This window comes from Segetibacter sp. 3557_3 (genome assembly GCF_004354985.1).
Taxonomy (GTDB): domain Bacteria; phylum Bacteroidota; class Bacteroidia; order Chitinophagales; family Chitinophagaceae; genus Segetibacter.
Window position 1 is genome coordinate 124,024 of the sequence record NZ_SMSK01000016.1, and the last position, 13,614, is coordinate 137,637.

Annotated in this window: 13 protein-coding genes; 12 read left to right on the plus strand and 1 reads right to left on the minus strand. The window is 47.1% G+C overall.

Annotated features, from left to right (window positions below; genetic code table 11):
* The first annotated feature begins 49 nt into the window (after positions 1–49).
* The 5 genes from EXU57_RS19850 to EXU57_RS19870 all read left to right on the plus strand — a co-directional run bounded on the left by EXU57_RS19850 (position 50) and on the right by EXU57_RS19870 (position 6,577).
* Positions 50–724 carry an HAD family hydrolase gene (locus EXU57_RS19850; protein WP_133270038.1) on the plus strand — a complete coding sequence of 225 codons (675 nt, stop codon included), beginning with the start codon at positions 50–52 and terminating at the stop codon, positions 722–724.
* Positions 725–742: 18 nt separating this feature from the next.
* Positions 743–2,413, plus strand: a complete 1,671-nt coding sequence (locus tag EXU57_RS19855; protein WP_133269998.1) for a ribulokinase — start codon at positions 743–745, stop codon at positions 2,411–2,413.
* Between the two features lie 14 nt (positions 2,414–2,427).
* A complete protein-coding gene (locus EXU57_RS19860) occupies positions 2,428–3,138 on the plus strand; it encodes an L-ribulose-5-phosphate 4-epimerase (RefSeq protein ID WP_133269999.1) in 711 nt (236 codons plus the stop codon).
* 172 nt (positions 3,139–3,310) lie between these two features.
* The gene (gene araA, locus EXU57_RS19865; RefSeq protein WP_133270000.1) at positions 3,311–4,810 is read left to right on the plus strand and encodes an L-arabinose isomerase; all 1,500 of its coding nucleotides are present in this window, start codon (positions 3,311–3,313) and stop codon (positions 4,808–4,810) included.
* A 69-nt stretch (positions 4,811–4,879) separates the two neighbouring features.
* On the plus strand, positions 4,880–6,577 hold the full coding sequence (locus EXU57_RS19870) for a sodium:solute symporter family transporter (RefSeq protein ID WP_133270001.1): 1,698 nt from the start codon (positions 4,880–4,882) through the stop codon (positions 6,575–6,577).
* Between the two features lie 131 nt (positions 6,578–6,708).
* Here EXU57_RS19870 and EXU57_RS19875 read toward each other — a convergent pair whose 3' ends face one another.
* Entirely contained in the window at positions 6,709–6,948 is a 240-nt protein-coding gene (locus tag EXU57_RS19875) for a hypothetical protein (protein WP_133270002.1), read from the minus strand.
* A 185-nt stretch (positions 6,949–7,133) separates the two neighbouring features.
* On the opposite strand from EXU57_RS19875, the gene EXU57_RS19880 reads away from it, so the two are divergent.
* The 7 genes from EXU57_RS19880 (at position 7,134) to EXU57_RS19910 (ending at position 13,612) form a co-directional block, all read left to right on the plus strand.
* Positions 7,134–8,567, plus strand: coding sequence for a tetratricopeptide repeat-containing protein (locus EXU57_RS19880; RefSeq protein WP_133270003.1), 1,434 nt, complete (start codon positions 7,134–7,136; stop codon positions 8,565–8,567).
* 203 nt (positions 8,568–8,770) lie between these two features.
* Complete coding sequence (moaA, locus tag EXU57_RS19885; RefSeq protein WP_133270004.1) at positions 8,771–9,751, plus strand: GTP 3',8-cyclase MoaA; 981 nt, start codon at positions 8,771–8,773, stop codon at positions 9,749–9,751.
* Positions 9,751–10,041 (plus strand): SelT/SelW/SelH family protein, encoded by a 291-nt coding sequence (locus tag EXU57_RS19890; protein ID WP_133270005.1) that lies wholly within the window; start codon positions 9,751–9,753, stop codon positions 10,039–10,041. The genes moaA and EXU57_RS19890 overlap by 1 nt, the downstream gene beginning before the upstream one ends.
* Positions 10,042–10,316: 275 nt before the next feature.
* Entirely contained in the window at positions 10,317–11,498 is a 1,182-nt protein-coding gene (gene glp, locus EXU57_RS19895; protein WP_133270006.1) for a gephyrin-like molybdotransferase Glp, read from the plus strand.
* Positions 11,499–11,503: 5 nt separating this feature from the next.
* Positions 11,504–12,244 carry a sulfite exporter TauE/SafE family protein gene (locus tag EXU57_RS19900; RefSeq protein WP_133270007.1) on the plus strand — a complete coding sequence of 247 codons (741 nt, stop codon included), beginning with the start codon at positions 11,504–11,506 and terminating at the stop codon, positions 12,242–12,244.
* A 29-nt stretch (positions 12,245–12,273) separates the two neighbouring features.
* The gene (locus EXU57_RS19905) at positions 12,274–12,507 is read left to right on the plus strand and encodes a MoaD/ThiS family protein (RefSeq protein WP_133270008.1); all 234 of its coding nucleotides are present in this window, start codon (positions 12,274–12,276) and stop codon (positions 12,505–12,507) included.
* 31 nt (positions 12,508–12,538) lie between these two features.
* The gene (locus EXU57_RS19910) at positions 12,539–13,612 is read left to right on the plus strand and encodes a HesA/MoeB/ThiF family protein (protein ID WP_243745669.1); all 1,074 of its coding nucleotides are present in this window, start codon (positions 12,539–12,541) and stop codon (positions 13,610–13,612) included.
* Positions 13,613–13,614: the final 2 nt, after the last annotated feature.

The following is a 13,614-nucleotide window of genomic DNA, read 5'->3' on the forward strand; positions in this document are numbered from 1 at the left end:
TACAAGCTCCGCTGTTCACCGCACCGGTAACCATAAATGTTTGAAATTGATTGAAACAAAGGCTTTCTTGTTCGACCTCAACGGAACCATGATCGATGATATGTATTATCATATCAGGGCATGGTACGATATCCTTAATCAGCTTGGTGCGAAATTGTCGATGGACGAAGTAAAAGCCCAGTGCTATGGCAAGAATCATGAATTACTCGAACGCATTTTCCCAGGTCGGTTTTCCGTCGCGGAAAAAGACAAGATGAGTTATGAAAAGGAAAAAGCCTATCAACAAGCTTTTCGCCCGCAACTGAAGTTGCTGGATGGCCTTTCGGAATTACTGGAAATCGCATACAATAGCGGGATTAAAATGGCGATTGGTTCTGCAGCCATCATGTACAATATCGACTTCGTGCTCGACGGTACCAACATTCGTAAATATTTCGATGCTATTGTAAGCGCCGACGACGTTAGAGAAAGCAAGCCCAATCCCGAAACGTTCCTCGAAGCGGCACTACGCCTGGGCGTTTCACCTGAGTCATGCATTGTTTTCGAGGATACGCCTAAAGGTGTTGAAGCAGCCTTTAACGCTGGCATGAGGGCAGCTGTTATTACCACTATTCACGAACCTGCTGAATTCAATCATCTAAATAACGTTATCGGCTTTGCAAGCGATTTCATTTCATTAAAACACCTTCTGCCGAAGCAGTCATTGAAAGAAGTATTATCTTAACCTCCGAAAAATTACCCAATGGACTCCTCTGGAAATTATGTGATCGGGGTGGATTACGGAACAGACTCTGTTCGCTCCATCCTGGTAGACGCGTCAAATGGAAAAGAGATCGCCTCAGCAGTCTATTATTACCCGCGATGGAAAGCGCAACAATTTTGTGATGCATCCATCAACCAGTTCAGGCAACACCCGCTCGACTACGTTGAGGGGCTCGAAGAAACCATCAAGCGTTGTCTACTGCAGGCTGGCCCCGCGGTAGCTGCAAACGTGAAAGCCATTTCCGTTGACACAACAGGCAGTACCCCGGTAGCGGTCGACCGTTCCGGAACCCCGCTTTCCTTGCTTCCGGGTTTCGAAAATAACCCCAACGCTATGTTTGTGCTTTGGAAAGATCATACCGCAGTCGACGAAGCTGCACAGATCAATGAGCACGCTACGCGTTACGAAACCAACTACCTTAAATTTATTGGGGGTATTTATTCTTCGGAATGGTTTTGGGCAAAGCTGCTCCGCATTTTACGCGTCGATGAAGACGTACGTAAAAATTGTTACTCCTGGGTAGAACATTGCGACTGGATAACATTTTTGCTTACAGGCGGTACCGAGGTACACGACCTTAAGCGAAGTGTATGTGCTTCCGGGCATAAAGCCCTTTGGGCACGCGAATGGGGTGGCCTTCCGCCAGACTCATTTTTTACCGAACTGGATCCTTTGCTCCAGGGTTTTACCAAACGCCTTAGCATAGATGCATATGCATCCGATAAACCGGCCGGGAACCTGTCAGCGGAGTGGGCCGGCCGCCTTGGCTTGTCAACCGAAGTGATTATCGGTGTTGGTGCCTTCGATGCCCACATGGGCGCAGTGGGCGGCCAGATCGAACCTTATTACCTCAGCAAAGTAATGGGCACTTCAACATGCGATATGTTGGTTGCCCCCGAAAACGAGGTAGGGGATAAGCTGATCAACGGCATATGCGGCCAGGTGCCGGGTTCTATCATTCCTGGCATGTTGGGTATGGAAGCGGGGCAGTCAGCATTTGGCGACGCCTATGCCTGGTTCCGGAACATGTTGGCATGGCCGCTAAAAAATATACTCACCCATTCTTCTTTACTTGATGCTGAAATGAGCAGCAAGATTATAGATGAAACAATTGACCGGATCATACCTGAACTGAGCCGCCAGGCTGAACTACTGCCACCCGATGAAGATGGCGAACTCGCGGTCGACTGGTTTAATGGTCGTCGTACACCCGACGCCAACCAAACCGTTACAGGCGCCATCACAGGTCTTAACCTCGGCTCCGATGCCCCACGTGTTTTCAGGTCGATTGTCGAAGCAACCTGCTTCGGTGCCAAAGCGATTGTCGACCGGTTCAACGAACAAGGAGTTCCGGTTAAAGGTTTGATTGGCATGGGCGGGGTTGCGAAAAAATCACCCTTTATTATGCAAATGATGGCCGATGTAATGAATATGCCCATCCGTATTCATCGCTCCGAACAAACATGCGCCCTTGGTGCCGCAATGTTTGCCGCCACTGCATCCGGCATATACAGCCGGGTTGAAGACGCAATGCATGCAATGGGCCAGGGTTTCGACGCCGAATACCATCCTGATGCAACTAAGGCCGAAGCCTATGCAAAACGATACGAACGTTACAAAAAGCTGGGCGATTTTGTGAGCCACAGTTAAACCAAAAAAAACGAATGAGTAAATACACAGACATAAAGGAACAGGCTTACGAAGCAAACATGCAATTGCCAAAGCTGGGCCTGGTCATTTTCACTTTTGGCAATGTAAGCGCCGCAGATAGGGATCTCGGCGTTTTTGCAATTAAACCCAGCGGGGTTGCTTATGATAAGCTCACACCAAACGATATGGTGATTGTCGATTTTGAGGGCGTAACCGTCAAAGGCAAAATGCGGCCGTCATCCGATACACTTACCCATGCTGTTCTCTACAAGCATTGGGAAAAGATCAATGGTATCGTTCACACCCATAGCACGTATGCAACCGCCTGGGCGCAATCGCAGCGCGACATACCCATTTTTGGAACCACGCACGCCGACTACAACACCGTTGATATTCCTTGCGCTCCACCAATGGACGATCACATGATCGAGGGTGATTACGAACTGCAAACAGGCCACCAGATCATGAACTATATGAAGCACAAAGGTCATAGCTACGAAGAGGTTGAAATGATCCTGGTCGGTAATCATGCGCCATTCAGCTGGGGAAAAACAGCTGAGAAAGCCGTGTACAACAGCGCCATTCTCGAAGCAATTGCACAAATGGCTTTCTTAACGGAGCAAATCAATCCACAGGCGCCGCGGCTCAAAGACGCACTCAAAAACAAACACTGGCAGCGAAAACACGGCGCCAACTCATATTACGGCCAGGAAGAAAGCAAGTAGCATTTTTTTGGGGCGGGCATTTGATCATTGTGGAGACATCGTTGCCACGCTCGGTTCATCGGCAGTTTTTTATGGCAACGGCGAGCATAAAACCGGATTTAGTGTACAGCCAATATAACCTTTCGGACAGCAAGCAAACACATTGCTTGTACAACTTAAACAACTACTAACTATGATAGACTTAAAAAAACTGGAGGTTTGGTTTGTAACCGGCAGCCAGCATTTATACGGTGAGGAAACACTCAGGCAGGTGGATGAACATTCCATGCAGATTGCCAAAGCTTTCAACGATTCAGATCAGCTTGCGGTATCAGTGGTGTTTAAACCAGTGGTAAAATCAACAGAAGAAATCTATAACATCTGCCAGGAAGCAAACGTAGCCAAGAATTGCATCGGAATTATCGCCTGGATGCACACCTTCTCTCCCGCAAAAATGTGGATCGGTGGCTTGAAAATATTAAAGAAGCCACTGCTCCATTTACATACACAATTTAACCGCGATATTCCATGGAACGAGATCGACATGGATTTCATGAACCTGAACCAAAGCGCCCATGGTGACCGTGAGTTTGGATTTATGATGACAAGAATGCGGCTCAACCGCAAAGTTGTTGTCGGGCACTGGCAAGATGAGCAGGTACTACTACAAATAAACGTTTGGGCCAGGGCAGCCGCTGGTTGGAACGATTGGCAGGGTGCTAAGTTTGTCCGCTTTGGCGACAACATGCGTTATGTTGCTGTTACGGACGGTGATAAAGTTGAGGCCGAATATAAATTCGGTTATTCCGTTAACACCCATGGCATCGGCGACCTGGTACAGGTAATCAATAAAGTGGGCGACGATGAAATTGGAAAACTCATACAGGAATACGAAGACAGCTATAACCTTGTTGAAGGCTTAAGAGCAGGTGGAAACCAGCACGACTCACTTCGCGAGGCAGCCAGGATAGAAATCGGCATGCGTTATTTTCTGCAGGACGGCAACTTCAAAGGTTATACCGATACATTCGAAGACCTGCATGGCATGGCGCAGCTTCCAGGCATCCCATCACAAAGGCTGATGGCCGAAGGCTATGGCTTTGGCGGCGAAGGTGACTGGAAAACCTCTGCATTGGTACGCGCCATGAAGGTTATGGGTAGCGGTTTACCAGGCGGCAACTCCTTCATGGAAGATTATACCTATCATTTTGATCCATCTAATCCCCTGGTTCTCGGATCGCATATGCTGGAAATTTGCCCTACCATAGCCGATGGTAAACCAAGCTGTGAGATCCACGCATTAGGTATTGGCGGCAAAGCTGACCCGGTAAGGTTGGTTTTTAATTCTGCAGCAGGACCGGCAATCAACGCAACCATTGTTGATATGGGTAACCGTTTCAGGTTAATTGTAAACGAAGTTGAAGCTGTAACTGCCGAACACCAGTTGCCGAAATTGCCCGTTGCCCGTGTACTATGGAAACCATTGCCCGACATGAAAACAGGATGTGCTGCGTGGATTTACGCTGGTGGTGCACACCACACCGGGTACAGTCAAAACCTTACCTCCGAACACATGGAAGATTTCGCAAGTTTTGCAGGGATCGAATTTGTAAACATCGGCAAGAACACCACCTTGTACCAGCTCAAAAATGAATTGCGCTGGAGCGAAGCTTACTACAACACCTTTAAATAAACCAAACCATACAGCTGTACTGCTGCATTAATAACTAACCAAGACTTATTACCCCTAACAATTCTGCTTATGAATCAGAACATGGTATTAGCCGATTATATCGTCTTCATTATTTACTTCATCATTGTGTCCGCTTATGGTTACAGCATTTACCGTAAGCGCAAAGTCGGCGAACACGATGCTAAAGCATTTTTCCTTGCGGAAGGAACGCTTACCTGGTGGGCAATTGGCGCTTCGCTGATTGCTTCAAACATTTCAGCAGAACAGTTCATCGGTATGAGCGGTGAGGGCTTTTTCCTTGGTGTAGCTGTTGCAGCTTACGAGTGGATCGCCGCAATCGCCCTGATCATTGTTGCAGTGTGGTTCATCCCGGTATACCTTAAGAACCATATTTATACCATGCCGCAGTTCCTTAAAACAAGGTATAACGAAAGCGTGGCGCTCATCATGGCCATCTTCTGGTTATTCCTGTACGTATTTGTAAACCTTACTTCAATCCTGTATCTCGGTGCTGTTGCGATCAATGGACTTGCCGGCGGTGAGTATTTTCACGTCATCATGGTGGGGCTTGCGGTGTTTGCCCTGATTATCTCCCTCGGAGGTATGAAGGTGGTTGCATATACCGATGTTATCCAAGTTGCAGTACTGATCATCGGTGGCCTTGTAACTACCTATATCGCCTTAACTGTTGTAGGTGAAAAGTTCGGAGTTGGTGCAAACGCAATTGCCGGTTTCAAAGCACTGCTTAACGATGCCCCGGACCACTTCAAGGTAATTATACCAAGACCCGAAAGTACCGTAGCAAACGCTAACGTACTGCAAAACGACATCAACAAGTACATCACTTTTCCCGGTCTTGCAAGTTATATGGCGGGTATCTGGATCATCAACCTGAATTATTGGGGTTGTAACCAGTACATCACACAACGTGCACTGGGTGCTGATTTGCATACTGCGCGCACAGGTATCCTCTTTGCAGGTCTGTTGAAACTGTTAATGCCGGTTATCGTAATGCTTCCGGGTATTGCGGCCTACGTATTGCACAGAAACGGTCACTTACCTCAGTTGGTTGGTGGAAAGGATGGTGCTTATTCAGCAATGCTCACCTTCCTGCCAACGGGTCTGAAAGGATTATCAGTTGCTGCGCTTACCGCCGCGATCGTTGCCTCCCTTGCCGGAAAGGTTAACAGTATCTCAACCATCTTCACGCTCGACGTTTATAAAAAGTATATCGGGAAAAATGCATCCGAAAAAAACCAGGTAATTACCGGTCGTGCAACCGTATTTGTTGCTATGATTGTGGCAGTACTGTTTACCTGGAGCGACATCCTGGGTATCGGCGGTGAAGGTGGATTTACCTTTATTCAAAAGTATACCGGCTTTATCAGCCCGGGAATTCTTGCGATGTTCCTGTTAGGTATGTTCTGGAAGAGGACAACCGGTGCGGCAGCCGTTGCGGGGGTAATCGCCGGTTTTGTACTTTCGGTTGTATTTAACGAGTTTGCTCCGCAATGGTTTGGAAACGAAACTTTCCTGTATACTGCCTACCACGACGGTAAGGACTTCGTAATTCCTTTCCACATCTGTATGGGACTCTCCTTTATGTTTACCGTGATACTAATGGTATTGATGAGCCTTGCAGGTCCGAAAGTTAACCCGAAAGCGTTTGAGCTTGATAAGTCTATGTTTAAGGTTAACCCAACTACAATGGCTTTGATTGTGGTTACCTTGCTCCTGATCTCTGCTTTATATGTGAAGTTCTGGTAAACACCATTTGCATTAACATGAATAAGCCCGTTCCGGTCTGGAACGGGCTTTTTTATTTGTAGTGGTCTTATTGCATCTTGTCAGCAGGCAACGTTAAATACCGCCGTTAACATGCTCTTGCACGATCACGATTATCTCTTTTTTGCGTCCTGGCGATCAGCGGAATCTTTCTTTTGTTCCATCTTCGAGGTGTTCATAGCGGCTGTATCTGTGCTGATCGCATTACTATTTACGACACCATCGGGTGGCGGTGTTGAGTCTGGTGCGCCCTTCGTTACCTCGCTCTCATTGATATTGCTATCGTTGTTGCCGGCACAACTGGTAAATGCGATAATTGTCATCAGGGTTGAAACAAACAGTAATTTTTTCATTTTGCGCGTATTGGTTAATGGAATGGAAGAACGTTTTCGTAAGTTACTTACCCGGCCACCCGCCCGCTTACAGGAAGGAATGCCGCTAGCAGAAACTATGTTATCGAATGTATAAAAGCCGTGCCGTGGTTTCAAGCACAGAATAAAGTATTTTTATCGCCTACGGATATAAACTGACTGAAACCATGGCTAAAGAAACCGGTAATCCGAAAGAAACAAAACGATGTTTTGTGGTAATGGGATTCGGGATTAAAACAGATTATGCAACAGGAAGAAAGCTGGATTTAAACAAGTCGTACCGGCTGCTGATAAAACCCGTTGTCGAAGAAAAAGGCCTTATCTGCATCAGGGCCGATGAAATCAGGCACTCCGGCAGTATAGACCTCCCGATGTACCGGGAGCTACTACAGGCGGATGTAGTCATCGCCGACCTTTCTACGGCTAACGTCAATGCCTTTTATGAGTTGGGTATCCGGCATGCATTACGTCCGCACACCACTATCGTTATCTCCGAAGACAAACTTGTTTATCCGTTTGACCTTAACCATATAAAAATTACGAGCTATACCCACCTTGGTGAAGGCATCGAATACGAAGAAGTGGAACGTTTTAGAAAGGTGCTGGGTGAAACGTTGCAGGCAGTACTCGACAAAACAGAAGCAGACAGCCCTGTTTATACATTTCTCGATAACCTCAGGCCACCATCACTGGAGGAACAGATAAAACAGGCCGTTGACCAATCCAAAGCAATAACCGCCGAACTTACTGCCGGTGATAGCGAAAGCAAGTCCGTTAAGGCTGAAAATGAAACGCTTTCGCTGCTTATCGAGCAAGGTGAAGATGCGATACGCCGGCAGGATTTCGCAACTGCGAAAGCCCTGTTCGAGTCTGCAACCCTTATCGGTAAAGCAAAGGGGCAAACGGCCGGTGCAAACAACGATGCCTACCTGGTACACCGCCTGGCACTTGCTACTTACAAAGCCCGTAAGCCCGATCCGGTTACATCGTTGAAAAATGCCCTGGAACTGCTCGGGCAGCTGGATCTTAACCATACCAACGACCCCGAAACGGTTGCGCTTGCCGGAGCCATTGAGAAACATCTCTATGAACTGGGGCAACCAGAGGATCACCTTAGTAACGCTATTTTGTATTTTCAACGGGGTTATTACCTGCTGAACAACAGGTATAACGGCATTAACCTCGCCTATATGCTTAACTGCAGAGCCAATTCATCGCTATGCCTCAACAAGCAGGAGCAGGTCGCCGACCTGGTTTATGCGGGCCACACACGACGTCGAGTGTTGCTGATTTGCGACAACGACGCCAAACAACTTGCGGATCGGGAAAGCCGGGCCCTAAACAGCGCAGCCGATAATATTGAAACCGTCCGGCAACAGGCTTTCAATAATGAACAGAAGTTTTGGATTGAAGTAAATCGTGCAGAAGCGTATTTCGGCCTGGGCATGTTTGAAGAATACAAATCCTCTGTAGACAAAGCCAGTTCAATTGAACACGACCAGTGGATGATGGATGCTTTTCAAAAACAGATTGACAAAATAAGGCTCCTCCTCAAAAACACCGGCAACCTGTTAACGCCTAAGTGGAAAGAACCTAGATAGGAGATAGAGAGTTTGGGCTTTAAAATTTTAAACAACCGGGGCTGGTATAGAACGGCAAACATCGTTATGAGGTAGATTAGCCTTGGGCTTTAGTGAGCTCCGCTTCGCACATGTCCTCAGGTAGGGAGCACCGGTTTCCTGATATAACATTGCTTTTCCCTTTAATTTATTGATCTTCGTTGAGTCGAAAATAAAACAACCGCATGCTCGTAGACAATTTCAACAGGACTCATAATTATCTGCGCATATCGCTCACGGATAATTGTAACCTGCGATGCTTTTACTGCATGCCTGAGGAAGATTACGCCTTTGCCCCCCATGCGCAATTGATGCAGGTGGAGGAGATACAGGAAATTGCGGAAACTTTTGTCGCTCTTGGTGTAAACAAAATCCGGCTGACAGGCGGTGAGCCCCTGGTTCGAAAGGATGCTGCCAAAATTATTACCGGATTGTCGCGCCTGCCTGTTGAACTTACTATGACCACCAACGGGGTACGCCTGCACGAATTTGCAGCGGTAATAAACGATGCCAACATTCGTTCAGTTAACATCAGCCTCGATACGCTTAACAAAGAAAAGTTTCAACTGGTTACCCGTCGCAATAATTTCGACCGGGTTTGGCAAAATATCCAGCTCATGCTCGACATGGGTGTACACGTAAAAATTAACGTGGTAGCCATGGCGGGGCTCAACGAAACAGAGATCAACGACTTCATCGCATGGACGAAAGACACACCCGTTCATGTTCGCTTTATTGAGTTTATGCCTTTTACCGGTAACAAATGGACAAGCAATAAAGTGGTCAGCTGGCAACAGATTTTGGCACAGGTAGAAACGGAATATTCCTATTTACCGCTTAAAGGATCAGCAAACGATACCGCAAAAAAGTATATTGTTCCCGGGCATAAAGGAACTTTTGCAATCATCAGCACCATGACTTCACCATTTTGCGGAACGTGCAACCGGATGCGTTTGACAGCTGATGGGAAAATGAAAAATTGCCTCTTTTCCAAAGAAGAAACCGACCTGTTATCTGCCCTTCGATCAGGACAGTTTATAGCGCCATTGATCCGGCAGTCTATTGCAGCTAAGGCAGCAGAATTGGGAGGTCAGTTTGGTAAGATACTCGACCAGGTTCATCCTGAAGATATCCTGAACAGGAGTATGATATCAATTGGTGGATAATGAAACCCGTAATTACCATTGAATACTGTCCGAAATGTGGCTGGCTGTTGCGGGCCGCTTACATGGCGCAGGAACTGCTCACAACATTTGTAAATGAGCTGCAGGGAGTACAGCTGCAGCCGTCAGAAGCCAGCGGAACTTACCTTATAACAATGGACGGCGAGTTGATATTTGATCGCCGTAAAGCGGGCAGGTTTCCGGAAATAAAGGAGCTCAAGCAATTAATCCGCGACCGGGTGGCTCCGGGAAAAGATCTCGGGCATTCGGATCGCCATGCGCCGGCATCCTGAACTTATCCTCTACCCACCAAGTTTTCCGTAGTGTTGTAATATCCCCTCAATTCCCGGGTTGCTTAACCTTGACCAGCCTCATGATCGCTCAGGTTTATCTCATAAAAGAGACTTATTTTGCCGTAAAGCTAATCTGAGATGGTGCATTTCATGGTTCATAATTACCAGCCTTCCGGGGTGTGTTCTGCTGAGGATCGACGGAAATGCATTAAACCAGTAGAGTTAAGGTAACGATACACAGCAAGATTGTTGACCAGCCAGCCAAAATATTTAAGATGATATCGGTTAATGAAGCAGTTCAAATTATCCGCTCGGCGGTAAGGCAACTTAGCCCGGTTGTTATGCCGCTTGAACAAGCAGCGGGTTTGGTGCTTGCTGCTGATGTTTTTGCGCCGGTAGATGTACCTTCTTTTGAACAGTCGGCAATGGATGGCTACGCCATTCGATTTGATGACCTCGCAAGTGCTAAAACCCTCCTGGTTGAAGGCGAGGTGCCTGCCGGTGTTGCCCGGGAATTTGCTGACCTGCAGCATAAAGCCATACGCATATTCACGGGTGCTCCTGTGCCGGCCGGGGCTGATACTGTCGTAATGCAGGAGAAGGTTTTGGTGGAGGAGGGGACTATAACAGTAAACGATCCGGACCTTACGAAAGGATCGAATGTGCGTGCAAAGGGAGCTGAAATAGGCAGGGGAGACCTCGGCCTTCCTGCCGGCACCTATCTCTCACCGGCAGCGGTCGGCTTCATTGCAGGTATAGGTATTTGCGAGGTGATGGTATTTCCTCCCCCACGGATCAGCATTATTGTTACCGGCCGCGAGTTACAACAGCCCGGTAGGCCATTGCTACCCGGCCAGGTTTACGAGTCCAACTCGTATAGCCTTAGGGCAGCTCTCAGGCAGCATGGAATACTTAACGTGCGGGTAATTACCGCCGACGACCACGTTGGCGAGCTGCAACAAAAGCTGGAAGCTGCCCTAAACGAGTCGGATATGGTTCTTTTGACGGGAGGGGTAAGTGTAGGGGATTACGACTTTGTTCTGGAGGCAGCGTCCATGTGCGGGATCACAAAACTGTTTCACAAGATTAAGCAACGTCCGGGCAAACCATTATTTTTTGGCATGCGTAACGGCACACCGGTGTTCGGCCTTCCGGGAAACCCATCATCTGTACTCACTTGTTTCTATGAATACGTTACGGAGGCTCTGGAGCAGTTAGCCGGAATTCGGGCTAAGCCAGGTGCCGCATACCTGGAATTTGGTGAGGCATATTCAAAAAAAGCAGGACTTACCCACTTTTTAAAAGGTAGGTATACCGGTAACCAGGTTGTACCGCTAAATGCCCAGGAGTCTTTCCGCCTAAGTTCATTTGCCACAGCAAATTGCCTGATCAAATTAGAAGAGCAGGCCACGGACTTTAAAGTCGGTGATATTGTTGAAGTGCATAAATTGCGTTGAGTTGTATGGGTGATAGTTATATCGTATTCTACCTGCTGCTGTTTGTAGTTGCTTTTCTTTATGCTTCCGTAGGGCATGGGGGCGCCAGTGGCTACCTGGCACTCATGGCCATTTTTAGCGTAACACCGGAGGTTATGAAACCAACGGCATTGCTCCTGAACCTTTTTGTTTCTCTTACCTCATTCATCCAGTTTTACCGCGGAAAACATTTCATAAGGCGAATTTTCTTGCCGCTTGCCATAGCTTCGATACCCATGTCGTTTATCGGTGGCTTAATGGTGGTTCAGGCAGATGTTTACAAAAAGATCCTCGGGCTGCTGTTACTCATTCCAATCGTTCGTTTCTTATTCTTCAGGAATCCGGAGGTGCATGAAACGAAACAGCCACTTTTGGGGTTATCCCTTGTAATTGGCGGAGCCATTGGTTTGTTGTCGGGGATGATCGGTATCGGCGGCGGGATCATTTTATCGCCGATCCTACTTTTGTTGCGTTGGACCGATCAGAAACAAACCGCAGCCATTAGTGCACTCTTTATCTTTGTGAATTCACTGGCAGGACTGGCTGGGCAGCTAACGAAGGGGATCAGTTTTACTCCCCATATGTTTTGGTATGTTCTGATCGCGTTCGCCGGTGGTCTTGGAGGCGCCTGGTTCGGAGCATTAAAGTTCCGGCAGGATTTACTAAAAAACATTTTGGCCTCCGTGCTGTTGCTTGCAGTTTATAAACTTTTGTTTACGCAAGCTTAATAAAATAATTGACTTAATACCCGATCTGTATGCCGCTAACCGTTTCCTTATTCGGACAATTATCAGATATCACAGGCTCAAACATTATTGAAGTCGAAAACGTTATTGATACTAACTCATTGATTAACAATATAAAGGAAAGGTTTCCTCTAATAAAAGACAATAAGTTTGCGGTTGCAGTTGACAAAAAGATCATCAGGGAGAATACCCTTTTGACAGAACAAAGCCTGGTAGCGCTGTTGCCTCCCTTTTCCGGCGGTTAAAATGATTAATAGTGAACGATATCACCGGCAGATGATCCTTCCAGGAATGGGGATCGAAGGCCAGCAGAAGCTTTCCAATGCAAAGGTGCTCGTAATTGGCGCTGGTGGGCTTGGTTGTCCTGTATTGCAATACCTCGCGGCTGCCGGCACCGGAAAGCTGGGGATTGTTGATGATGACCTAGTTTCACTTTCAAACCTTCATCGACAGGTATTGTATTCCGTGGCAGACATCGGCAAGTCAAAAGCGACATCTGCTGCATCGAAACTCGAGGCGTTAAATCCAGACATCGAGATTATCCCTTACCCTTTTAGACTGACCAACCAGAATGCACTGGACACAATTTCAGGCTATGATATTGTAGTTGACGGTTCCGACAATTTTGGCACCCGCTATATGGTTAATGATGCCTGTGTAATCCTGGGTAAACCGCTCGTTTATGGTGCTATCTCGAAGTTTGAAGGGCAGATGACTGTTTTTAATATGCCCGGGAAGGATGGACAGAGCGGGGTTAATTATCGCGATCTTTTTCCTGTACCCCCAGGCGAGATGGAGGTTCCAAACTGTGAAGATGCCGGTGTCTTAGGAGTTTTGCCCGGTATTATAGGTGCTTCAATGGCAAATGAAGTACTTAAGATCATCATCGGATTTGGGGTTGTAAGTACAGGTAAACTGTTGACATTTAATGCCTTAACTAATAGTACATATGAATTTATTTTAGGTGATCATAGTGATGATTACATTGTTCCTGGCAATGTTGATGCTTTTATGCAAGCTAATTACGATTGGAATTGCGCTTTACCGGGTGCCGGTGAGATAGCAGGAAAAGATTTCTTTAAAATGTTGCAGAACCCCGGTGTCATGGTTATAGATGTGCGAAATAGGGGAGAACTGCCGATCGTTTCCCGGTTTAAGCACGTTAATATTCCCCTCGATGAGCTTGCCGATCGGGCAACAGAGTTTACCCATGCTGAAACGTTGATCTTTTTTTGCAAGTCCGGTCAGCGAAGCAGGCAAGCCGCGGGATTGATCAACGAAAAATTTAGGGACGGTAAATTGATATATAGTTTACGGGGCGGACTTAACGGTTTAGACCAACAATTATAATT

Coding starts and splice junctions, on each gene's coding strand:
- araA (WP_133270000.1), top strand. CDS start 3,311: ATGATAGACTTAAAAAAACTGGAGGTTTGGTTTGTAACCGGCAGCCAG.
- EXU57_RS19910 (WP_243745669.1), top strand. CDS start 12,539: ATGATCCTTCCAGGAATGGGGATCGAAGGCCAGCAGAAGCTTTCCAAT.
- EXU57_RS19875 (WP_133270002.1), bottom strand. CDS start 6,948: ATGAAAAAATTACTGTTTGTTTCAACCCTGATGACAATTATCGCATTT.
- EXU57_RS19855 (WP_133269998.1), top strand. CDS start 743: ATGGACTCCTCTGGAAATTATGTGATCGGGGTGGATTACGGAACAGAC.
- glp (WP_133270006.1), top strand. CDS start 10,317: ATGATATCGGTTAATGAAGCAGTTCAAATTATCCGCTCGGCGGTAAGG.
- EXU57_RS19880 (WP_133270003.1), top strand. CDS start 7,134: ATGGCTAAAGAAACCGGTAATCCGAAAGAAACAAAACGATGTTTTGTG.
- EXU57_RS19905 (WP_133270008.1), top strand. CDS start 12,274: ATGCCGCTAACCGTTTCCTTATTCGGACAATTATCAGATATCACAGGC.
- EXU57_RS19860 (WP_133269999.1), top strand. CDS start 2,428: ATGAGTAAATACACAGACATAAAGGAACAGGCTTACGAAGCAAACATG.
- moaA (WP_133270004.1), top strand. CDS start 8,771: ATGCTCGTAGACAATTTCAACAGGACTCATAATTATCTGCGCATATCG.
- EXU57_RS19900 (WP_133270007.1), top strand. CDS start 11,504: ATGGGTGATAGTTATATCGTATTCTACCTGCTGCTGTTTGTAGTTGCT.
- EXU57_RS19890 (WP_133270005.1), top strand. CDS start 9,751: ATGAAACCCGTAATTACCATTGAATACTGTCCGAAATGTGGCTGGCTG.
- EXU57_RS19870 (WP_133270001.1), top strand. CDS start 4,880: ATGAATCAGAACATGGTATTAGCCGATTATATCGTCTTCATTATTTAC.